General features: G+C 50.4%; 17 protein-coding genes. 8 read left to right on the top strand and 9 right to left on the bottom strand.

The features are described 5' to 3' along the window. Nucleotides 1-3: 3 nt before the first annotated feature. The 4 genes from QZT94_RS01845 to QZT94_RS01830 form a co-directional block, all read right to left on the bottom strand. Nucleotides 4-936, bottom strand: coding sequence for a carbohydrate ABC transporter permease (locus QZT94_RS01845; protein ID WP_296761862.1), 933 nt, complete (start codon nt 934-936; stop codon nt 4-6). Beyond that, nucleotides 929-1807: a sugar ABC transporter permease gene (locus tag QZT94_RS01840; RefSeq protein ID WP_270626624.1), complete on the bottom strand. Its 879-nt coding sequence runs from the start codon at nt 1805-1807 to the stop codon at nt 929-931. Before QZT94_RS01840 ends, QZT94_RS01845 begins: the two co-directional genes overlap by 8 nt. A 385-nt stretch (nt 1808-2192) precedes the next feature. Then, on the bottom strand, nt 2193-3488 hold the full coding sequence (locus QZT94_RS01835; protein ID WP_296761863.1) for an extracellular solute-binding protein: 1296 nt from the start codon (nt 3486-3488) through the stop codon (nt 2193-2195). Between the two features lie 187 nt (nt 3489-3675). Beyond that, nucleotides 3676-4479, bottom strand: coding sequence for a sugar phosphate nucleotidyltransferase (locus tag QZT94_RS01830; RefSeq protein WP_296761865.1), 804 nt, complete (start codon nt 4477-4479; stop codon nt 3676-3678). A gap of 243 nt (nt 4480-4722) precedes the next feature. Between QZT94_RS01830 and QZT94_RS01825 the strand changes: the two genes are divergently transcribed. Further along, complete coding sequence (locus QZT94_RS01825; protein ID WP_296761867.1) at nt 4723-5904, top strand: amidohydrolase family protein; 1182 nt, start codon at nt 4723-4725, stop codon at nt 5902-5904. Between the two features lie 67 nt (nt 5905-5971). Here QZT94_RS01825 and QZT94_RS01820 read toward each other — a convergent pair whose 3' ends face one another. Together QZT94_RS01820 and QZT94_RS01815 are read right to left on the bottom strand one after the other, a co-directional pair. Next, nucleotides 5972-6658 (bottom strand): response regulator transcription factor, encoded by a 687-nt coding sequence (locus tag QZT94_RS01820; RefSeq protein ID WP_296761869.1) that lies wholly within the window; start codon nt 6656-6658, stop codon nt 5972-5974. Next, a complete protein-coding gene (locus tag QZT94_RS01815) occupies nt 6639-8045 on the bottom strand; it encodes a histidine kinase (RefSeq protein WP_296761871.1) in 1407 nt (468 codons plus the stop codon). Before QZT94_RS01815 ends, QZT94_RS01820 begins: the two co-directional genes overlap by 20 nt. Before the next feature lie 132 nt (nt 8046-8177). Here QZT94_RS01815 and QZT94_RS01810 point away from each other — a divergent pair, with 132 nt between their 5' ends. The 4 genes from QZT94_RS01810 (at nt 8178) to QZT94_RS01795 (ending at nt 14051) form a co-directional block, all read left to right on the top strand. Beyond that, the gene (locus QZT94_RS01810; RefSeq protein WP_296761873.1) at nt 8178-8876 is read left to right on the top strand and encodes an ATP-binding cassette domain-containing protein; all 699 of its coding nucleotides are present in this window, start codon (nt 8178-8180) and stop codon (nt 8874-8876) included. Beyond that, the gene (locus QZT94_RS01805) at nt 8877-10418 is read left to right on the top strand and encodes a hypothetical protein (protein ID WP_296773127.1); all 1542 of its coding nucleotides are present in this window, start codon (nt 8877-8879) and stop codon (nt 10416-10418) included. 66 nt (nt 10419-10484) lie between these two features. Continuing rightward, the gene (locus tag QZT94_RS01800; protein WP_296761877.1) at nt 10485-11234 is read left to right on the top strand and encodes an ABC transporter ATP-binding protein; all 750 of its coding nucleotides are present in this window, start codon (nt 10485-10487) and stop codon (nt 11232-11234) included. Further along, nucleotides 11235-14051 (top strand): ABC transporter permease, encoded by a 2817-nt coding sequence (locus tag QZT94_RS01795; RefSeq protein ID WP_296761879.1) that lies wholly within the window; start codon nt 11235-11237, stop codon nt 14049-14051. Between the two features lie 143 nt (nt 14052-14194). Here the strand turns inward: QZT94_RS01795 and QZT94_RS01790 are convergent, their stop codons facing one another. The 3 genes from QZT94_RS01790 to QZT94_RS01780 all read right to left on the bottom strand — a co-directional run bounded on the left by QZT94_RS01790 (nt 14195) and on the right by QZT94_RS01780 (nt 17619). Continuing rightward, complete coding sequence (locus QZT94_RS01790) at nt 14195-15142, bottom strand: hypothetical protein (protein WP_296761882.1); 948 nt, start codon at nt 15140-15142, stop codon at nt 14195-14197. 46 nt (nt 15143-15188) lie between these two features. After that, nucleotides 15189-16073, bottom strand: coding sequence for a zinc metalloprotease HtpX (htpX, locus tag QZT94_RS01785; RefSeq protein WP_296761884.1), 885 nt, complete (start codon nt 16071-16073; stop codon nt 15189-15191). Nucleotides 16074-16182: 109 nt separating this feature from the next. Next, nucleotides 16183-17619 carry an FAD-dependent oxidoreductase gene (locus tag QZT94_RS01780; RefSeq protein ID WP_296761886.1) on the bottom strand — a complete coding sequence of 479 codons (1437 nt, stop codon included), beginning with the start codon at nt 17617-17619 and terminating at the stop codon, nt 16183-16185. Nucleotides 17620-17897: 278 nt separating this feature from the next. On the opposite strand from QZT94_RS01780, the gene QZT94_RS01775 reads away from it, so the two are divergent. From QZT94_RS01775 to QZT94_RS01765, 3 genes are all read left to right on the top strand, one after another. Beyond that, the gene (locus QZT94_RS01775; protein WP_072510402.1) at nt 17898-18521 is read left to right on the top strand and encodes a hypothetical protein; all 624 of its coding nucleotides are present in this window, start codon (nt 17898-17900) and stop codon (nt 18519-18521) included. Nucleotides 18522-19130: 609 nt separating this feature from the next. Further along, the gene (locus QZT94_RS01770) at nt 19131-21284 is read left to right on the top strand and encodes an RNA degradosome polyphosphate kinase (protein ID WP_296761934.1); all 2154 of its coding nucleotides are present in this window, start codon (nt 19131-19133) and stop codon (nt 21282-21284) included. Nucleotides 21285-21405: 121 nt separating this feature from the next. Continuing rightward, nucleotides 21406-22434: an NUDIX hydrolase gene (locus QZT94_RS01765; protein WP_270626426.1), complete on the top strand. Its 1029-nt coding sequence runs from the start codon at nt 21406-21408 to the stop codon at nt 22432-22434. The last annotated feature ends 3 nt before the right edge of the window (nt 22435-22437 follow it).

Raw genomic sequence — 22437 nt, 5'->3', positions numbered from 1 at the left:
TGTTTATCCCTTTACCGCACCCGCTGCCAGACCGGACTGCCAGTACTTTTGCAGTATCAGGAACAGTGCAATCAGCGGAATGATACCGAATAGCGATGCCATCATCATTTGTCCATAGGGCGGCGAGAAGTAGGAGGCCATACCGTATAGACCCAAGGTGATTGGTTTTAGCTCTTCGGAGGAAATCATTAGCTGCGGAAGCACGAAGTTATTCCATGTTGCTACGAAGATAAACAGGAAGATTGTCACCATAGCGGGTGCTAACAGGCGCAATACCATTCCAAAGAAGATACGAAATTCTCCTGCCCCATCAATCCGGGCTGCTTCTAGCAGCTCGGTTGGTACCGAGGTTTGAGCATATACCCGCCCTAGGAATACCCCGAAAGGTGATACACAGCAGGGAACAATAATCGATGCCATCGTGTTATTCAGTCCCATATGCAAGAACATCACATACATGGGAACGGTCAGAATCGAAACCGGCATCAGCAGACCTGCCATGATGATTCCGGCAGTCCCGTTCTTAAAGGGGAACTTGAACTTTGCCAGCGCGTAGCCCGCCATGACACTTACCAGGGTGCCGATAGTAGCAGCAACGGCTGAGTAGAACAGGGAGTTAGCAATCCAGCGCCAAACCATATTCTTGGTCCAGCCGAGCAACCCGAAGTAGTTAGCCTTGGTGCTTTCCCAAACGGATCCAGAATCGTCATGCGGAGCGAACCAGAAACCGAAGGAACCGGAAATCTCGGCGTTAGTCTTGGTGGAGGCGATGATTACCCAGTAAATCGGGAAAATGAAATAGAACAAGACAATTATCATCACCAAAATGGTCAAGATTTTTGCCCACATTGCCGGTTTCAAAGAACGAGATTGTAAGCCCTTGATAGAGGGGCGATACTCGACTCCACCGGGAGTTACAGCGGTTTTCTTAGTCATTACTACCACCTAGTTTCCGATCGGCTAAGAAATAAGCAACTGCCAAAATACCGGCTATTAGCGCCATAACGATTGCGATTGCAGACGCCGGCCCGTCCCCTGAAGGCGACATATAGCCTTTTGCGGTATTTAATGCCATCATCATCGGTGTATAGGCAGAGCCCATCCACTTTTGACTGGTTTCCATCACCGCTGGTTCGTTGTACAGCTGAATCGTTCCCACAATGGATAGCAAGATTGCCAGCAGCGCCGCCCCCCGCACCATCGGGATTTTAATCTTGGTAACAATCTGGAATCCGCTAGCACCATCAAGGCGAGCTGCCTCATATAAATCATGAGGAATAGCTTGCAAAGCCGCCAGGAAAATCAGCATATTGTAGCCGGTGAACGTCCAGGTCGTCATGTTTGCCATGGACAGCAAAATCATTTTCTTGCCAAAGAAGTTAATGGTTAGTTCCCCACCGAAAGCCTCAACCAGGGAGTTAAGCGGAGAAACCTCGGGGGTGTAGATACATAGCCAAATAATAGCGGCAACTACCCCTGGTACTGCGTAGGGCAAGAACCAACCTAGACGGAAAATAGTTACGTGGCGAACGATTAGGGAATCAATAAGCAATGCCAAGGCCAGAGCAGAAATAATCATCACTGGTACTTGCACGATGGTGTACAGGATTACCCTGCCGATTCCCGTCCAGAAAGCTCCGGAAAAAATAACATATTGATAATTCTCGAAGCCGACGAATACGTTATGAGATTCACCCCCGCCGAATGCGCCGCCACCTTGCGTTTTAACTTGGAAAAAACTTGAATAAACCGATATGCAAATCGGCAAAATGAAAATCAGCAGGAAAAGAATCGTAAACGGAGCCATAAATGCCCAGCCCGTAAGCGCTTCCTTTCTTGCTCGAGGCGTCTTTCGCTCCTTTGCGACCCCAGCCCCAGGTGGGAGCGCATCAGCATCACCTGCTGGTTTACGCTTTTCTACTTTAGTAGCACTCATGGTTAAATCCCCACGTATCTGTATTAAAGATTATTGGTATGCACCACAGAATGGATGTGTCTATTTTATTTCATTCAATAGCTTGGAATATACGGTTACGGCTCGAAATTCGTAAAAATAAACCGAAAATATAGCAATCAAAGGTATATCAGATATAGAAATGGAGGCACCTACCAACTTTGCGGGATGGTAGGTGCCTCCCAGATGCTTTCGGATACATCCTGTATCGAAAACATCAACTAAGACTCAAGCTCAGTTACTTAACTTGAAGATTCAGTTTCTTCAAAGCGTCCTTGAGCTGATCGCCCGAGTTCTTGAACACGTCTGCAACCTTCATGGTGCCGTCTCCGGCAGCAGCGCCGCCTTCACCACTGAGGTAGCCCTGAGGTACCGACCAGGAGGGCGGGAAGGTGAACGGTTTCATGTTGGTGTTAGCAGTGGTGAACTCTTTGATTACGTCCTGACCGCCGTAGAACTTGGCATATTCAGGAGCTTTAGGAGTTGCTTTTGCAGCTACAACCAGACCCTGGCTAGCTAGATCATCAACCTGCTCGTTGAACCAAGCGTTGAACTTCATAGCCTGTTCAGGGTGCTTACAGGTCTTGGAAACTACTACGCCAGAACCACCGTCGGGACCGGAAGCACCACCAGGTAGCTGAGCGATAGCCCATTTACCGGCCTGATCAGGAGCGTCGCCAGCGATAAGCGGAGCTTCCCAAGCAGCACCGATGGTGCCAATCAGTTCGCCCTTCTGAACGGCAGGAGCCCACTCGTCAGCCCAGCGACCAACTACCTTTGCAGACTTTTCGTCAAGTAGTTTCTGCCAGAAAGCAGCAACGGAAGCGGAGCCCTTGTCAGTGGTATCAACTTTCCAGGCATCGCCTTCTACTCCGAACCACTGACCACCGGCGGCGGCAGTCATAGCGGAGAAGATTTGTGCGCCCTCGTCACCTTCGTAAGCCACAATGTACTTGCCTTTTGCAGCAGCAGCCTTTGCGGTGGTGGTGAACTCTTCCCAAGTGGTTGGTACCTTCAGACCCAGCTTCTCAAATTCTGCTTTGTTGTAGAAGTAAACCAGCGGACCGGTATCCTGCGGAAGACCCAGGTACTTGCCATCAACTGACATTGATTCAAACGGACCGGGCAGGTACTTGTCTTTGTACTGGGTAGCATACTTGCTAACGTCCTGTACCAGACCCTTTACGTATAGTTCAGCCAAGTCAGCGTAACCAGCCTGGTACAGACAAGGCGCATTCTTTGCGTCGGTGTCAGTCTGTACTTTCTTGATTAGCTCTTGAGCTTTACCATCAAATTTCTTCGGGGTTACCTTGATATTTGGGTTCTCTTTATTCCATTTATCAACAATCGTCTGAACTTTTACCGCGTTATCGGCATTGTCAAGACGGTGTAGGTATTCAATTTCTACCTTTTCATTGCTGTTGCTGTCGGTAGAACCAGCTTTGTTATCAGCACCGCCACAGGCAGCTAGCCCCAATGATGCCATTGCGACTACGCCAGCTAGAGCAATGCTTCGTTTTAGCTTACGAGACAAATCAAACCTCCTCGTCGAGCTGACCCGCTACAACGCGAGTCATTGAAAACTCATTAAGGATTATAGCAAAACTGGATTATCCCTGAAATTATTCCGAGTTTGATATGAAAATGAAATATTTTCGTATCCAAAATGTTATAAAATAAGTTGCTAAACCTCGAAGCAATTTCCGGAAGCTCTGAACTGCTTAGAGATTAACGCTCACGTCCTGCAACGCGTCCTTAATCGCGCCAATATCTTTACGGGAGGACATATCCAGCACCCCGCAAGCCACTGGAACGACCTCAATGTTCGAGCCGTTTTGAATCAGGTAACGTACCGCATCCGTCAGTTCGTATTCTCCCCGCACTGAGGGCTTAATATTTTCGCAAGCGGTAATAATGTTTTGATCAAATAGCCAACAATTCATATTGACTGGGGCGTCAGGATGCGCCGCCATTTCCACGTCAGAGGGCTTTTCAATAATGTTCTTCAACACCCCGTCGCTAACATCCATAATCGCATAGGCTTTCACCCGTTCTGCCTCGATATTAGAGTTCGCGATTAGCTCTGCCCGCGAAAACCCGGCTACCGCAAGTCCTGGGGCTTGCACCAATTGTTTTAATACCGGCACAGGGTAGTAGTTATCGGAGTTTAGAACCAAGGAGCGATCTTTACCGATAAAATCTGCGGCAGCCGCGACCGCATTTGCCGTTCCCAACGGCTCTTCTTGAATCGCATAGGTGATGGTTACCCGATTCTTTTCTACGTTGTCATAGTAGTCACGGAACGCATCATGTTCTGGACCGATTACCAGGCAGACCTCTTTAATCCCGGCATCAGCAAATGCGCTGATTACATAGTCCAAGAAAGGTCGCCCAACGTTAATTAATCCCTTGGTACCTGCCGAAGCTGCGGCGGCTTGTTCGCCAGATAGATTAGTAGTTTCGTCATTTGCGCGCATCCGGGTACCTAGCCCCCGAGCCAAAACAACTGCTTTAGTAACCGCCATAAAAATCACCTTTGAAGTCAAATATCGGAATAAATGAGACTGCTCAATAATAGCAAGCTAAGAGCGCCGGAATCACGAGAGAAGGTAGGTAAATACGATATCTATGCGCACAAAAAACTCGATTGACAATAACTATTTCTCGCAAATGCTGCGGTCTGTTTAACCAACCGCATTGTTAAGGCGCAGCAGCTAGCGTAAAGTTGAAGTGTTTGAACTTTAACAACGGCGTTGGGAGCAACCGAGATGACCACGATAAAAGGGCGAGTTTTTGATGGTTTCGGAAACCAGGTTGGAAGCGGGCTAGTTTTAGATGGCAACCAGTTAGCTGAGGTTATCCCGGGAACTCCTGATGAAAATTGGCCACTCATTGTTCCCGGTTTTGTCGATGTTCACTGCCATGGAGGTGGCGGATTTTCTTTCCCCGACACCACTAACCCCGAGGAAATAGCTACCGCGATTAATACTCACCGCAGCGGGGGCACGACCGCCCTCTTTGCTTCCCTGGTTTCTCTAGCTGACCCCCTGCCCTATATCAAAGCTCTGGTTCCTTTCTGCGAAAAGGGCGAGCTTGCGGGTTTGCATTTAGAAGGTCCTTTTATCTCGAAAGCAAAATGCGGGGCGCAAAACCCAGAAGTTATCCGCCCAGCTGATTTAGCGGAGCTTGAATCTTGGCTTCAGGCTGGTCAAGGCTGGTTTAAGACCATGACTATCGCACCGGAAACCGATAATGCCCTCGAGGCTGCGAAACTGTTACTTAAATATGGAGCGGTTCCCTCCTGGGGGCACACTTCCTGTAACGAGGATCAAGCCCGCCTAGCTTTGGATTACACGGTTAAAACCGCCGGCGAACTCAACTGGCAGGGATACGCGCAAACTGTTACTCACCTGTTTAACGCCATGTCCCCGATTAACCACCGTTCTCCCGGTCCGATTATCGAGTTCTTGCGATCGGCAAAAGACCGAACAGCAGGTGTTGAGGTTATCGCTGATGGACATCATTTGAAACCAGAACTGGTGGAAGATATGTTCGCTACTTTCCCCGACGCTTCCCTATTCTTTGTAACCGATGCGCTAGCGGCCGCCTGTATGCCTCCCGGTAAATACACTCTGGGGGGATTAAAGGTTGAAGTAAAGAACGGAGCCTGCTATTTGGATGGAACCGATACCCTCTCGGGTGGGGCTTCCTGCCTGCTCAATCAGTTCGCCCTCTTTGCTCGGCGCGGACAAATCCCGCTAGCGAAACTAATTCGTGCCTGCGTGGACACCCCGGTACAGGCAGCCTCTATTCCCGAGGACGCTCCCGGGGTAACTACCCGCTTTACTGCTGGCTGCAAACCTAGCTTTATGCTCTTAGATTCTGACTATCAGATACAACGGCTATTTAGGCAGGGTGAAGAAATCGAGCCAGCCAAAATAGAGAGTTAAGAGCGCTTGGCTAAGCTGATTTAAGGGTATTTCCCCTGTTCAAAACAGGTGTCACCGGTTTGCGTACCTAACGCAAACCGGTGGCGGTCAGGTAGGCGAGGACGGCTCTCACCCGGCGGTTGGGTTCATCTGGGGTTAGCCCCAACTTCATGAACACATTCGCAATATGTTTAGCCACCGACGCCCCGGATAGAAACAGTTTCGCCGCGATTTCCTCATTCGCTAAACCTTGCGCCATCAGCTCTAAAACTTCGCTTTCGCGAGGAGAAAGACTGGAAAGAGCAGAACTGCGTTCCCGCACCAACTTAACTGCTACTTCCGTATCCACCACTACCCCGCCACTAGCCACAGTTTTGAGCGCATTCAAAAAATCTGCTACCCGCGAGACCCGCTCTTTTAACAGGTAACCGGTACCACCCGCATGATTTCCCGGCAGTGAAAACTGTTCGGAACTAAAAAGCTGAGCCGCATACGCGGGAGCCACATACTGACTAAGAACCATGATTCCCAGGTCAGGATATTTTTCCCGAATCTTTACGGCAGCGCGCAAGCCATCGTCACTCATACCGGGAGGCATTCGCACATCGGTTATCAAAATATCGGGAACCTGCTCGCCCCGGTATATCTGATCGACCGCTTTTAACAGGGAGGGCGCGTCCTCGGCTTGAGCGATTACTTGATTCCCTAGTCGCTCCAGTAGCCCCGCTAAGCCTTCCCGAATCAAAGTCGCGTCATCAGCCAAGATGATTTTCAAACCCGTCCTCCTCAACGCTAGGAATTAGAATCGGAATCTCGGCGCGCACCGTAGTTGGTCCGCCCAGAGGCGACAGTATCCGCAGATTTCCCCCGAAAGCCTCTAGGCGTGCCTGCAAACCTGCCAAGCCGTGTCCCGGAATGATTTTCGCACCCCCACCCCCATTATCCACTATGGAAATAACCAGGGAAGAACCCGCAACTATCAGCAAAGATGCTTTAGGATTTGCAACGTGTTTGGCGATATTAGTTAGGGATTCGCACACCAAATAATAGGCGGTAGCAGCCGCTCCTGCGGGCAGAGACGGTAACTCTTCCGGGACGTGCATCTGAACTTGTACCGGAGAATCTGCGCACACGTCTCGCACCGCCTCCGCGAGTCCCTTGTCAGACAATACTTTCGGATGCACCCCCGCAACTGTGCGTCTGAGCGCCACTAAGGATCTATCGTTAGCGTCATGCGCCTGCCGCAGCAAAGAAAGTACCTCCTGTATTTTTGCGCTGAACTGTGGCACGGAGACTGATTCCTGATTTACGGAACCGTCTAAAGAACCGGCAGATTCCGTAGGAGGCGCCTCCTTGCCCAATACCGCTCCCCCGGATGCTTTTCCCAGCCGGTTTTGACTAGCATCGGTGTCCTCTAAAGCCGCAGCCTTCGCCAACTCTTGTTCCAGTAAACTAAGAGAAAGCTCCGCCTCTCCAACTTTCATAGAAGCTGCCACCAAGTATTGTTGCGCCCCATCATGCAGGTCGCGTTCAATCCGGCGGCGTTCAATCTCGAAAGCATCTACGATTTCCCGGCGAGACCGATGCAACTGTCTGATTTCTTGCTCGTCCATCGGATTACCTTGCGCAATCGAATAGATGATTCGCGGATAAAGAGCAGCCCCTAGGCTAAATACCAGCCACAACGCGATGGTCGCGATTAAATCCGGGGAACCGTCCCCCAGCGATAGCGGCGCTAGCAGTCGCAGAAAATAGAACTGAAAGAACTGGGTTACCAGGTAGCCTAAAACTACTAGCGCCCAGAAACTAATAGCATTAACAAACAGGCAAAACAGCAATATCGGAATGTCTCGACTGGTTTTAGCTGGTGGGGTAAGTTTTCCCTCTCCGGTCAATAAAGAATCATTCCCCGGGATCGCCCAAAGGTGCCAAATGTTCGCGTCCGGTTTACCGAGCATTGCTCCGGCGCGATAACGCACTGTGCAGGTGTAGTTGGCGAGGGTGGCACGAGCTTTTTTAGGATGAATCAGCATCAACGCTAAATGCACTAGCAGCGCTAAGAGTTCTACTACAAAATAGGCTGGCCCTAGCAGCAGTGCCATGCGGGGAGCCACCCGTTTTTTGTCGTTTATTCCCTGGAAAAAGGGATCTATTCGCTGCATATTTCTATCCTATTGGCAAGCGCTAGTATTCCGGCAGAGCGCGCTCACTATTATTTAGGTAGAGCTAGCACTACCTAAAAACTAGCTCTAAGGGGCTAACCGGAATGAATACCGCCCGCAACAATAGAAAATATGGATATAGCTATCCGCGCATTGACTAAGGTTTATGGTTCACGCACCGTTTTAGCGGGGATTGATTTACAGATTCCCACTGCCAGACAGGTAGCATTTACCGGAACATCCGGGGTAGGAAAAACTACGCTACTTTACCTCCTCAGCGGGATTATTGCGCCCTCTAGCGGCGAGATTTATTTAGGCAGTAGCCGACTTAAAGATTACTCCCGGCGAGATTTACAGGCACTACGCCGGCAAAAATTTGGATTTATTTTCCAATCAGAACAGCTAGTAGACCAGTTGAGTGTACGGGAAAATGTGGCTTTACCACTGCTGTTAAAACGGATAGGACGCGCCGAGGCGATGTCTCGTGCCCAACGGGAACTAGAAAAACTGGGTTTAGAAACCATTGCCAGTCAAATAAGCGGGAATCTATCGGCAGCGTTACGACAAAAAGTAGCTCTGGCTCGCGCCCTAGTTGGCAGACCAGAAGTTATTATCGCCGACCAGCCGACTGACCGTTTAGATGAGGTAACGGCGCAAGAAACTATGCAGGTGCTATCTACTGCCGCTCATCAAATGGGAGCTACCCTGCTGGTAACTAGCCTTAATTCCCAGGACACCAGCTGGTGCGAACGCACGATTACTTTACGGGACGGACTGATAGTTTCCGATAGAGCCAAAACGTCTGTGTTGGAGAATCCTGGGGAAAACTAAATGCGAACCCTACAACTTGTTTATAGCTGGTCGCGGCGTTTCCATTATCCGAAAATTGCGGAGTTTTTGTCACTTTTCTCAGCTTGTTTGACTGCTTATAGTATTTGTTTGCTGCTAGGAGGAATAAAAGCGGCTTTCCGTCTGGGAGTTTTTTGTCCCTCGGGAGCAGATTTTCAATGTGCTGGCTCGGTACAAGACTTATTTTCGCTGCATGAATCGGATTTAGGGAACCAGATAGCAGATGTGGTGACCGTACTGTACGGATTAATGTTCGCCGCTGCGGTGATTCTGATTATTTTTCCCTTAACTATTTTGTGGTGGAACCGTTTAACCCTAGATGAACGCAGATTAGCTGAGTTATTAAATACTTTAGGAAAACTAGGGGCGCCCTTTCACACCAGGTTGGCGGTATCTGCAGTATCGACTCTCGCCTATGCGGGGCTGGGATGGCTGGGAGGTGTAGTGCTTTATGTTGCATCTGCGCCGCTATTGGGAAAGCTGAAACTATTAGGAATTCCTCTAGGCGATTTTAACCTAATCCCACCTATTAATACACTAATAATAATTTTCTTAATATTAGCCATAGTTCCCCTGTTGAAAGCGCTAAGCTTCACCCGTAAATACACTGGCTTTCCCCGCTTCTTACGCCCCCGCAGCAGACTCAGAGAACTGTCAGCAGCGACAATCGGGTTAATAGTAATCGGTGGATGCCTGGTCTCGATTCCGGGGGTAGCGGTAATTCTCCCGCTAACTCCCCTGTTATTCGCAGTAGTGATATTCCTATTTTGTTTACTTTTCGCCTGGATTTTTGGAATATTTTTTCCAGCAAATGCCCTCTCCTTAGCGGTTTGGCCACTCAGTCGCACTCGCCACTTAAGTTTGCTTTTGGCGGTCCGAAATATCCGCCTTAACCCGCAAAGATACTGGGTATCAATCACCCCGGTACTATCCTTAGCGCTTAGCTACCTGCTAACTTTCATGTTCTTAACTATTTTTCCCTATCTTTGGAAAGGATTTAGCGAACCTATCCTCACCAGTTCCAGCGAAAGCGCCGGGGCTTGGCAGTCATTTTTAAGTAACGAGGGCGAGTTTCTGTCACTACTGCAAACCGATATTCGCAGCGGCTGGCTTATTACCGCTGGTTTGGTAGCCGCCCTCACCTGTCTTTGCGTAGCCGTGAGCACCACTGCAGATAATGAACAAAGCCGAACCCAAAAAGCCCTGTTGCTCCAGTTAGGATGCCCGCCACGTACTATTCGAAGAGCAAAATGGGGGGAAATAATCTTGCCCTATATTTTCGGATTCAGCCAGCTAATCCTGGGGGTAATCCTATTTTTAACCTTACTGGTAGCCAATGGCGGTTTAGGGGTAAGCGAAGAGCTACAAACAACCCTAAAAATTACTGCCCCGATGGCAGCCATGTTAGCGGTAAGTGTATTAGTACAGGTCGGAACATTTATGGTACTTAACCGGAGCGGCAGTGTAGCCCAATCCCCTATGCCAGGTAGAGCTAGCTATAAGAAAAAATCATTGCCTAAGTGATGGTGAGCCCAGGTCAAAGAAAATAACTTATTAGATAAGAACGAACAAACTAGAGAAAGAGCAGCCATGATTCAAAATGAAAGCTATCCGCAAACGCCAGCCAATAGACGTTCTTTGGTGAGCTTAAAAGATGTTTACAAGATTTATCGGCAAGGAGAAGTAGAAGTACGCGCCCTCAACGGGGTGAACGTGGATATTTACTCCGGTCAATTTACTGCCATCGTTGGGCCTTCCGGTTCCGGTAAATCAACTCTGCTGCATTGTTTAGCGGGACTAGATGCGGTCACCAGCGGACTAGTTACAGTTGCCGGACAAAACCTGGCAGCCATGGACGACACTAAACTAACCAAATTTCGCCGCGACCATATCGGATTTGTGTTTCAATCATTCAACCTGATTCCCACCTTGACGGCTGCCGAAAATATCCATCTGCCCGCGCTGCTATCGGGAAAGAAAACTGCCCCTAAGTGGGAAAAACAGATTATCGAAATCCTCAATTTACAAGACCGCCTAACCCATAAACCGGCAGAACTATCAGGGGGACAACAGCAGCGGGTAGCGGTAGCTCGCGCCCTGGTAGCCAAACCAGCCCTGCTGGTAGCTGATGAGCCCACGGGAAATCTGGACTCGTCCTCGTCAATGGAAGTGCTAAAACTGCTGCGGGAAGCGGTAAACAAGCTGGGACAAACCGTAGTGATGGTAACCCATGATGCTCGCGCCGCCTCGGTAGCTGACCGGGTACTGGTGGTTCGCGACGGGCAAGTAACCCAAGAACTTAACCAACCCAGCCGCGAAGAACTGGCACAGGTGATTTAAATGTTGTTTTTAACAAAAGCAAACCTGAAAGCGCATAGCCGCCAATATGTAGCAACCGCCATCGCCATCATTATTTGCTGTGTTTTTATTTGCGGAGCCAGCAGTTTTGCCTCCGTAATGAGTTGGGTGATGGGGGTCGGAGAAACCCAATTCAACCAGAATACCCAGGTACAGATAACTAACGAGGGCGAACAATACGATACCGACAGCGGTGAGGCCGTTAAAGGCATCGTCGCCTGGGACAAAATCCCCGGTAACGACTATGAAGGTATTCTGAAAAAACAAGACGCTATTCGTAACGCTGTCGGTAAAGACCTTGACTTACAGCCGCTTTACTATCCGATGACGGTCACCACTATCAATGAGAAAACTGTTTATTTGTTCGGAACAGGGCTATTACCTGAAGGCTATTATCGCCCTCCCTTAGCTGAGGGACGCTACCCTAGTGGGCAAAATGAAATACTTTTGGGCGAAAGCTACCTGGAAAATGGCAAAACTAAAATCGGTGACCGGATTGAACTTAAAGTTGATGAGCTAGTAAACGGGGGATACACCGGGAAAGAGAAAACCATTCCGGTTACGATTACCGGCACTATTAAACAAGATGCCGCTATGAGAATCGGGAACCTGCCGGATGTGTATTACTCAGCCCAGCTAACCAAGCAGCTAAGCAGTTACGCAAAAGAAGCACCCTCGAAAATCCTGGTAAACACCCAGCAAGATCCCAAAGAGGTAGTGCAAAAACTCGGTAAATACCTAAATGACAATAAACTGCTATCCGAAGATTGCTGGGTAGTTACCGTAGAGGCGCTACAAAAATCCTCCGATAGCGGTGTGGCGAAAACAATCGGGTTACAAGCGGCTTCCCTAGCTTTCCCACTGCTAGCGGTGCTGGTATGTATTGGAATCGTTTCTGTAACTTTCCAGGTGGTTCTGGCTAGACGGCGGCGAGAAACCGCCTTGCTGCGCTGCGTGGGGGCTACCGTTTCTCAAATCAGGCGTTCCGCATTTGCCGAATGCATTATGGTGGGCGTAATCGCTGCGCTTATTGGAACGCTCTTAGGGTGGACTGCCTCGATTGTGGTGGCAGTAGCAACCGGAATGATTGGATCATTCGCCCAAGCGGTGCAAGTAATCGGTTTCACCCCGGCAGTAGTATCGCTCTTAACCGGGATAATAGTGCCTTTGATTGGCGGAATGCGTCCCACCCTGGGACTAGCGAAAATCTTGCCGGTAGCCGCCTTGAACCCCATGGAACTAAACAAAATGGGTAAGAAGAAACGCCACATTGTGCGCGGTGTATTCATGGGCCTGTTTAGCCTGGCTGGGGTGGGGCTTTGGATAATCGCCTGGGTTAATAAAGGAAATAACAACGAAACAGATATGGCTATTTCCCTCACTTGTGCCCTGGGAGGATGCCTATTTATTTTCCTGGCAACCCTGCTAGCTTGCCGCAGTTTCCTACCGGCATTCACTGCCGCCCTAACTCGTCCTTTTGCATCCCGCTCTGCTACTTTGAAATTGGCGGGAGAAAACGTTAAACGCGATCCTAATCGCACTGGGGCTACCGGGACTGCCCTGGTGTTAGGGGTCACCTTAATGGCAACGATATTGGTAGGTACACTATCTTTACAAAGCACAATCACTGACGAAGTAAACCGCCGTTTTTCAGTGGATATGTCGCTAGTTGCCGTAAATGAATCCCATCAGATACCCGAGGCGATAACCAAGAAATTACCGAAGCTTCAGAGCGTAAATAAGGTTGCTTCTCTACCCTCTCGGATTATCAAAGAGGCTCATGATGAAAACGGTAAACCGGTTCAACTGAACTTAGCGCTCGAAAGGGTAGAAGCTTACGAGGGCGAGAAAGAAGCAGAAACCAGCTCGGCTCCAGATAAGGGGGAGGGCGAAACCGGAAACACCTCGGATGCGATTGCCACCGATTCCGGCAACCAAAAGCCCGAAAACCGGTCAGTTTTAGCAGTCGGTTTGCCCGATAACCCCGAGGCGGTATTACGTCATCAGGTTAAAACCCCTCAAAAAGGTACTGCCTGGTTAATGACCGAGGACGAGAACAAGCTCCCCGCAAAGGTGACCTTAACTTTTGCTAGCGGACAGAAGCTGACAGTAGCTTTAACGAAGGCTCCTAAAGAAAATCAAGCCTTCCCTAGCTCTAAATTTGGCTCCTATCTAGTATTGTCACGAGCTGATTTAGACAGTATTACCCCCAGTGAAACCGGGAATAATCCGGCAGGCGTAATCTTCAAAATGAATATGGGAAAAACCCCTACCGAGATTTTGGAGGACATTCAGGAGCTATCAACCTTGGCTCCGGCAGATTCTTTAGCTCAAACTGGAGGGGTAATTATTACTGCCTCCGTTAATCTGCTGCTAAAAATACTGATGACCATTTTGCTATCCCTATTAGGGGTATCTGCCCTGGTCTCCCTGGTGGGGGTCGCGAATACTTTGAGTCTTTCAGTAGTTGATCGCAAACGCGAGAACGCTCTACTCCGGGCTGTTGGTTTTACTCAAAAACAGATTCGCGCCATGCTGCTGACCGAGGGGACACTAATCGGGTTAGGGGCGCTGATTGTCGGGATTGGAATGTCGATACTGTTCTCATGGTTCGTGATGCAATGTATGCCTTTCAATGGTTTCATAAGTCCGAAAGACATTCACCTGCAAATCCCGTGGCTCTGGTTAGAGATAATAATCCTGGTAACTGAAGGGTTCTGTTTCCTAGCCTCGGTGCTGCCCGGTCGCCAAGCCGCTAAAGCCAGCCCGGTAGCTGCTTTAGCTAGTGCTGACGAGTAAACAAGCAGATGGGTCAATAGCCCGCTTGCACTTTGGGGGGGCGCTGCCAGGCAGCGCCCCCCCAATAAAGTATCATCAGCTCAAATAGTATTTTGGGGCTGAATCCTCCGGACAAATAAGTGCCGATTAGAAGCCAATTACCCCTAATCAGGTAGGGAATCTACTCCAATCTCCAGGGCGAGCCGGTGGCTTTGACCCGGCTGCAGCAAAAGCGCATTTTCGCGTGCGTTTCCAAACTCAATTCCAGCAAATCGGTAAACTTCCTGGTCAGGAATATCGCTAAAATCTTTAATAAACCGGTCCCACGGTGTCCACACGATAGTGGATTTAGACCCCGATTTCTTTAACCAAATCTTCCTTCCCCAAGCTGAATCATAAATTTCCAGGTTAGAAGCGGAATCATAAATCCGGTCAAATGACTGATTAAAAGTAATCGGCTGGTCTTCACTAGCTTTCTTGTCAGTTAAAGTATCTAAGAAAACTGCGTGTTCCAGACCGTGAAGCTCACACTGCCTTAAATCACTAAATCCCAGGTAGGTATGGAATACCGCCTCAAATGTGAACGGGTGATCATCGGTATTTACCGCCTCCAATATCAGCCGTAGAGTCTTACCCACCTCGATTGTTAGCTGTGCTGAAAAAGCATGGGGAAATAGTTCTCCGCCTTTATGTGACAGGCGATAGGTCAGCACTTTATAGCTCGCTTCAGCGCCTACGACCGCTTGCTTGCCCCCATTACCAGGCATTTGTGATGTACCTAAATCATTTCCTTGCCCACTTGGAAGTTGAACCGCCGCACTTGAGGCGCTATCTACCCGCTCCCAAACAGTAGTTTTCGCGAAACCATGATTACCAGCTGCACCTGCCGGGGCTGCCGGCGAAAACCTGGGATTGCCGAACCAGGGCAAACAAATCGGGATTCCACCTCGCACGGTAGTGTCCCCCGCAAAACTAGCTTGGGGAGATAGCCAAACAACTGGATTTTGACCACGCGGAGTCCAAGAAAGCACCTGCGCCCCAAAATCAGTAATTTCAGCTAGCGAGTATTCAGTGTCAATCTGGTGTACCTGGATTTGGTTATCACTTGCCATAAGGCAAGCATATATTCAAAACCTTTAGTCAGCGTCGAAAACCAGATTAACGGCTGTATCCTGCCATTTCTTCCAGGCGCGCAATCCGTTCATCCATAGGCGGATGGGTAGAAAACAAATGCTTCAACCCCTTCCCGCGGAAAGGATTAGCAATCATCATGAAACCAACCTTCTCGGTTTGCGGATTACTCTGCAAAGGACGCGCCACCGTTCCCGCCTCTAGTTTCTTTAGGGCACTGGCTAAAGCTAACGGATCTTGCGCAAGCTCGGCACCGGTCTCATCTGCGTCAAACTCACGTGTTCTAGAAATAGCCATTTGGGTAAACATCGAGGCAATCGGGGCTAGCAACATCAAAAGCACCATCGCCACCCCGCCAAGCGGGTTATTGTCACTGTCGCGGCGCCCTCCCCCAAAGAAAAATAGCATTTGCGCTACCGAAGTAATCAAACCGCCAATGGCTGAGGCCACCGAAGAGGTCAAAATATCGCGGTTATAGACGTGCATTAACTCGTGTGCCAAAACCCCGCGAAGCTCGCGTTCGTCAAGGAGCTGTAAAATCCCCTCGGTACAGCAAACCGCTGCATTCTGCGGGTTACGTCCCGTAGCAAAGGCATTAGGGGCCGAAGTAGGAGCAATATACATTCGAGGAACCGGCTGACCGGCAGTTTGCGAAAGCTCAGTAACAATCCGCACTATTTGCGGATATTTCCCCGGATCCACCGGGTAGGCGTTCATAGACTTAATCGCAATCTTGTCTGAATTCCAGTAGCTATAAAACGTTGAAATCAACCCGATAGCCGCAAAAATCCAGATAAAAGCGGAACTGCCGGTACCGTAAGCAATCAGATAGCCAACTAGCAGCAGCAACGCCCACATTACGGTGAAAAGCAGCCCAGTTTTCAAGCTATTACTAATGCGTTTATTGCTCATTTATCCCTCCTGATTACCCCGCAATCTAGCAACTGAGACTGCACAAATACTGACAAATTCCTGTCAAAGACCTGCAACTTCACCAGCGGTGAAAAGGCAGGTGAGCTAGCTATTCGCCGTCCTTACCGATTAAATCTTCCGGAACTGTTTCCCCGCGAGAAATCGCGCTCATAGCTTTACGGGAAACTACCTTGACTCGTTCGCGCGCGCCACGGCCGCCCTCGACCTCGCCAAAGTCTGCGCCCAGCTGCTTTTCGTATTCGTCCAACAGCTCCCAACCATGCCAGGTAGAGAAAGGAACTCCCCGCTGCTTAAGCAGCTCAATCATGGCATCGTGCCCCACCGCTTTCCCGGTAGCCACTAGCTTGCCAGCTTCCGCGTCCTCTACCAGGTGGGCGATAGTTTGCTGCGCATCAGACTTGGTAGACCCAATCAGTCCCACCGGGCCGCGCTTTACCCAACCGGTAGCGTAAATCCCGTTCAAAGGAGTTCCCTCCAAATCGGTGACCCGTCCTTCCTGATTGGGGATTACTCCCCGACGCTCATCGAAAGGCAAGCCCGCAATCGGGGAAGAGAAATATCCCACCGCGCGATAAACCGCCTGTACCGGGGTTTCCCGCAGCTCGCCAGTCCCCGAAACCGTTCCGTCTCCGTTTAGCTGGGTACGTTCGGTAACCAGGGCGCGCACATGCCCGTCCTCATCAGCTAAAATCTCTTTAGGAGCCGAGAATAAATGCAGGTGGATACGACGATCAGCATCCCTATCGTCCTCGTCCATGGCGTAATTAATTAAGGTATCAACCACCATTTTGGTTTGTTTAGAAGCCGCAATCGCCTGCTCCGAGCCTTCGTCAAACTCGAAATCTTCCTCGGAAACAATAACTTTTACTCCCGGCTGTTGCCCGAGTTCGCGCAGTTCCAAGGGGGTGAACTTCACCTGAGCCGGCCCGCGCCGCCCGAAAACATGCACGTCTGTGATTGGGGATTTATAGAGTTCTTTCGCCACGTTCTGAGGAATCTCAGTTTTGAGCATATCGGCAGGGTGTTTCGCCATTACCCGCGCAATATCGAGGGCGACATTCCCGACCCCGATAACCGCGACCTCTTTCGCTTCTAAGGGCCAAAAACGCGGGTAATCCGGGTTGCCGTCATACCAAGAAACAAAATCGGCAGCCCCATAACACTCCGGCAAATCCTGACCGGGCAAATCAATCGGTTTATCCCGGTCAGACCCGGTAGCGAAAATAATCGCATCATAGTGTTCATGCAGGTCATCGACAGTAATATCGGCGTCCTCACCGCCAACATTCACATTTGCTAGCAGACGGATATCGCCGCGCTGCAAAATCTTGTAAAGGGCAGTAATAATGGCTCGAATTCGGGGATGATCAGGCGCTACCCCATACCGAACTAATCCATAGGGTGCAGGCAGACGCTCAAAGAGGTCAATCTCTACATTAAGACCAGATTTGGACAAAATATCAGAAGCATAGATACCGGCGGGGCCGGCTCCAACTACAGCGACACTAAGCGGACGGTCAGACACTAAAACCCTTCCTTTTACATACTCAATCTGGCGGCGCCACCTTTTAGCACCTCAAACCTCAAATTATTCTAGCTGCAAATAACGGCTATCTCGCATTTTATTGAGCGGTCTCACACAATGGTTCAGCCATCTCCGGCAGACCTGAGCGCAGACAGCAGCGGCGAAAAACGGACAACCCCTATTTTGAACGCCGCTAGCACCTAACTCGCGCAATAAAAGCAAAGCTGCCCCAAGCAATGATGCATGGGAGACAATAGGGATATTGAAGGAGGAAACAAATGACTACACGGAGAACTCCGCGCAGGCCAGCAATGCTAGATGCTGAGCAGGCAGAAAATATTCCCGGTGCCGAGGACGGGGCTCGCTCCTCCGAGGTAGCTCACCTGGTAGCGCAAACTCTGCTGGGGATAGAAAAAGACACTGACCAGAATGTTCAACACTTGCGGGAGCTGCTGGAATCTGGCGGGGTAGATACGGTCAGTGAACTGTGGTCAGCCTCGCCAGCCAATACTTTGCCGGGGACACTCTGGCGACTGTACTTGGTGTATCAATGGTATTTACGCGACCCTAAGCTGGTAAATGAACGCTTCCAGCAGGGTCTAAGCGCCCTAGAGATTGGGGAAGCTGCTCCTGTCGAGCGATCCGATAAAACGGTGTCCACCCTTATGGAGGAGCTAGCAGCACTTTGGGAAGCAAAAACCTCAATAACGGGACTCGAACCCCTACTAGATAAGGTTGCAGATTTCCTGCACGTACTGGCCAGTGGAGTCAGCGCGGAATGGATTAAAGATGCCCGGGACGAACTAGCCGATCCGGTAACCTTGCGCCCCCAGGCGCTACTACAAACCGCGAGCGACCTTAAGCTATCGGCACGTATAGCCAAGGCAAATCGCCTAGACTAGAAATAAATCTACCCAAACTACCGCAGGTAAAGTCACCAGTTTTTAGAAGGGATTGGCATGGACGGCAAACAGGAAACTGGCAACAGAACAGAACCGAAAGTGCGTAAAGCCAAAATTAAAGAGGACGCGCAAGGCGACCCCCAGGTGGTACCTTCACCTGCCGATATTGCCCGGGTTTATAAAGAAAATCCACAAACTGAACCGGTAGCACAGGTAGACCGGCAGGCGGCACAATCCAATTTTGAGACTGCCACGGCTGATGAGCTGATTTCTTCAAAGATTTCTCCCGAACAGTTTCCCGGGACCGATTATGAGGACGCTGACTACGCCCTCCCCGATAAAAAATCCCCGTTTATAGGGGGGCAAAAGATCGATAAATCCGGTAAGCCTCCTGCCTCGGAAAATAACGCTGGCAAACCAGCTAGCGAAAAGGAAGCCCAGACCGGGAAACCGGCAGCTGCCAGTAAGCCTGGTGATTCCCCCGTAAAAACCGAGTCTAAGGCGCAAAAGCCTTCCGATGCAGAAGCATTAGCGGCAGGTCACGCCCAAACCGATGGCCCTGAAGACCTTTCCCAAATCAGCCCCTCCACTTTGCGGGAGGCTCCCGGGATGGACAAACTCGCGCAAGCCGGTCCCCTCGGTCAAGACAAACCCCTGCCCAAGGGACGTTTCGGAGACAGGGAACTATCTTGGATGCAGTTCAACCAGCGAGTATTAGAGCAGGCAGAGGACGAGCGGCTGCCTATTTTAGAGCGCGCCTGGTTTACCACTATTTTCTCTTCTAACTTGGATGAGTTCTATATGGTGCGCGTGGCAGGGCTCAAACGTCGCATTGCGGCCGGAATTGCCCGCACCGCCGCCTCCGGTCTTACCCCCCGGCAAGTGCTTGACCTGGTGACAGAGCGCGCCCAAGTATTGTGTGCGCGGCAATCCGATTTTGTGCAAAACACGTTGCTTGGCGAACTGGAAAATGTCGGGATTAAACTGCGGCGTTGGAATGACCTTTCCCCGGAGCAACAAGATTTTCTGCACGGGTATTTTCGTCGCCAGATTTTCCCGATTCTGACCCCGTTGGCGGTAGACCCTTCGCACCCTTTCCCCTATATTTCTGGTCTTTCAGTAAATTTGGCGGTGGTGCTGCGTAACCCGCTAACTGGAAAGCAACATTTTGCCCGGGTAAAGATCCCGGAAAGTCTACCCCGCCTAATCTGCGTGGAACAGGCAATTGACCAGGTAAGCCCAGAGGACGCCCTCGACACTAAAGGACAAGTCACTTTCGTTACCTTAGAGGATGTGATTGGTCCGCACCTCGACCACCTGTTCCCGGGAATGGAAATCTTGGAACATCACGTGTTCCGCCTGACCCGCAACGAGGATTTGGAAGTCGAAGAGGACGACGCCGAGAACCTACTGACCGCGATGGAACAAGAGCTGTTGCGGCGACGTTTCGGCCCGGCAGTGCGCCTTGAGGTAGCAAAGGGAATCTCGCGACCGGTACTCGATTTCCTGGTTGCCAAACTGGAAATTGGGATGGAGGACGTGTTTTCTCTCCCCGAACCGATTGACCTGCGCTGCCTGAATGAACTGCACGAACTGGATTTGCCGGAACTCAAGTACAAGAAGTTCGTACCGACCACGGCGGCAGGTCTTGCGGAAGTGGAATCTGCCAGCCCCACCGATATTTTCGCGATGATTCGCAGTCACGATGTGCTCTTACATCACCCCTATGATTCTTTCTCCACTTCGGTGCAGCATTTCGTAACCTACGCCGCCAGGGATCCAAAAGTGCGTTCCTTAAAGCAGACCCTCTACCGCACGTCCTCGGATTCACCGATCGTGTCTGCCCTGATAGAGGCGGCACAAAACGGGAAACAGGTGTTGGCGATTGTAGAGATAAAAGCCCGTTTTGACGAGGACGCCAACATTTCCTGGGCGCGTAAATTAGAGCGCGCCGGGGTACACGTGGTGTATGGCATGGTGGGCTTGAAGACCCACTGCAAACTGTCGATGGTGGTTCGCGAAGAAGCCGATGGTCTGCGCCGTTACTGCCATGTGGGCACTGGCAACTATCACCCCAAGACGGCTCGCGGATACGAGGATTTGGGGCTTTTAACCTGTGATAAAGAGGTCGCACAGGATTTAACTCGACTGTTTAATCAACTGTCTGGGTATGCACCGCGTACTTCTTTCCATCATTTGCTGGTAGCTCCCCGCTCTATTCGTCCGGGAGTTATTGAACGGATTGAACGGGAAGTAGAAAACCATCGTAAAGGTCTGCCTGCCTATATCGGAATCAAGGTAAATTCCCTGGTAGACGAAGCGGTTACTGATGCGCTTTACCGTGCCAGCCAGGCGGGCGTACCAATAGATATTGTGGTGCGCGGGATTTGCACGATTCGCTCCGGGGTGCGGGGGCTATCGGAGAATATCCGGGTGCGTTCTATTTTGGGTCGCTTCCTGGAGCATTCGCGTATTTATGCTTTTGAAAATGGGGGGCAGCCGGAAGTTTGGATTGGGTCTGCTGACCTGATGCACCGCAATCTAGATCGTCGGGTAGAGGCTTTGATTAGGATTAAAGATCCCGATATGACCGCGGAACTTATGGATTTAGTTAAACTTGAGGCTTCACCGCAGGTTTCGTCTTGGCATTTACGTAGGGACGGAACCTGGCGGAGACATATTGAAGCCAAGGATGGCTCGGCGCTGATGGATATCCAAGAATATCTAATCAATAAAGCTAATTCGCGGATGAAAGGACGCTAGAGGCTAGGTGTTCACCTAACTTCTCACGTTAAACAGTTTTACCTCTGTAACCTGGGGTAATGACCTTATACGTAATTTGTTAGACAATGGGAACAGATTACGAGAAAGGCAAGTGGCTATAATGACGGCTCGACCTAAGCCACCGCATATGCGGATAGTACGCTCCGCGGGCGCATTAGTGTGGCGTCTGCGAGAGGGAGCCAGCCCAATTCCTGGCACTTCCATCCCCCGCGAGCGTCAAGATATAGAGGTTTTGATAGTGCATCGCCCTCGCTACGATGACTGGTCATGGCCAAAGGGTAAACGCGAACCTGGGGAAGCTATCCCGGCAACAGCGGTACGGGAAGTAGAAGAGGAAACCGGTGTCCCGATTCGCCTGGGAGCCCCGCTTACGATGCAGAGGTATCGTTTAGGCGCGGGAGTTACGAAGGAAGTTCACTATTGGGTAGGTTTTCCTGATGTGTCAGCGGAAACTTTGCGGGCACGCCCGCTAGCTCCTCTTGCATCTTCCAGCGAGATTGATAAGTGCGAGTGGGTGGGTTCGCGTAAAGCCATGAAGCTGCTTACGCGGCGAGGCGATCGGCGCCTTTTAGAGGAACTTTTAACCCGCCTAGCTGATAAGACCCTACAAACCCGCACTTTAGCTATTTTGCGTCATGCAAAAGCAACTAAACGAGCCTGTTGGGAGGGTGGCGAAATGACCAGGCCTCTATCTAGGCGGGGCTCATCTCAAGTTTTGCGGTTAATCCCGGTACTTTCGGCGCTGGGCATTAACCGGATTATTACTTCTCCTTGGCGGCGTTGCGTTGCCACGGTCGCTCCTTATGCCACTTTGTCGGGCATACCCTTAAAAACTGAGGCTTCATTCACCGAGGATGCCTACCGTGATGACTGCGCAAATATGCGCTCAATGGTGCGAGAACTGCTTCAAGAACAACCGCAACAACCGCAAAGCCCAGTGGCTTTGTGTGTTCATCGCCCCACTATTCCGGGGATTATCGGAGAGCTAGCGCCGCTTACCCCTAATCATTTAGGTAGGTTGCTGCCCCAACGTGATCCCTATTTGAAATCTGCGCGTATGCTAATTGTTCATTTGGCTGACTATCCCCAGCCGCGAGTGGTGAGCCTCGAAGAATTCAGCCTGGATTAGGCG

Source organism: Varibaculum sp., assembly GCF_008661855.1.
GTDB lineage: Bacteria > Actinomycetota > Actinomycetes > Actinomycetales > Actinomycetaceae > Varibaculum > Varibaculum timonense_A.
This window is presented reverse-complemented; position numbering and strand designations above follow the sequence as displayed.

Coding starts and splice junctions, on each gene's coding strand:
- QZT94_RS01775 (WP_072510402.1), top strand. CDS start 17,898: ATGACTACACGGAGAACTCCGCGCAGGCCAGCAATGCTAGATGCTGAG.
- QZT94_RS01770 (WP_296761934.1), top strand. CDS start 19,131: ATGGACAAACTCGCGCAAGCCGGTCCCCTCGGTCAAGACAAACCCCTG.
- QZT94_RS01790 (WP_296761882.1), bottom strand. CDS start 15,142: ATGGCAAGTGATAACCAAATCCAGGTACACCAGATTGACACTGAATAC.
- QZT94_RS01800 (WP_296761877.1), top strand. CDS start 10,485: ATGATTCAAAATGAAAGCTATCCGCAAACGCCAGCCAATAGACGTTCT.
- QZT94_RS01765 (WP_270626426.1), top strand. CDS start 21,406: ATGACGGCTCGACCTAAGCCACCGCATATGCGGATAGTACGCTCCGCG.
- QZT94_RS01825 (WP_296761867.1), top strand. CDS start 4,723: ATGACCACGATAAAAGGGCGAGTTTTTGATGGTTTCGGAAACCAGGTT.
- htpX (WP_296761884.1), bottom strand. CDS start 16,073: ATGAGCAATAAACGCATTAGTAATAGCTTGAAAACTGGGCTGCTTTTC.
- QZT94_RS01815 (WP_296761871.1), bottom strand. CDS start 8,045: ATGCAGCGAATAGATCCCTTTTTCCAGGGAATAAACGACAAAAAACGG.
- QZT94_RS01830 (WP_296761865.1), bottom strand. CDS start 4,479: ATGGCGGTTACTAAAGCAGTTGTTTTGGCTCGGGGGCTAGGTACCCGG.
- QZT94_RS01810 (WP_296761873.1), top strand. CDS start 8,178: ATGGATATAGCTATCCGCGCATTGACTAAGGTTTATGGTTCACGCACC.
- QZT94_RS01840 (WP_270626624.1), bottom strand. CDS start 1,807: ATGGCTCCGTTTACGATTCTTTTCCTGCTGATTTTCATTTTGCCGATT.
- QZT94_RS01845 (WP_296761862.1), bottom strand. CDS start 936: ATGACTAAGAAAACCGCTGTAACTCCCGGTGGAGTCGAGTATCGCCCC.
- QZT94_RS01805 (WP_296773127.1), top strand. CDS start 8,877: ATGCGAACCCTACAACTTGTTTATAGCTGGTCGCGGCGTTTCCATTAT.
- QZT94_RS01795 (WP_296761879.1), top strand. CDS start 11,235: ATGTTGTTTTTAACAAAAGCAAACCTGAAAGCGCATAGCCGCCAATAT.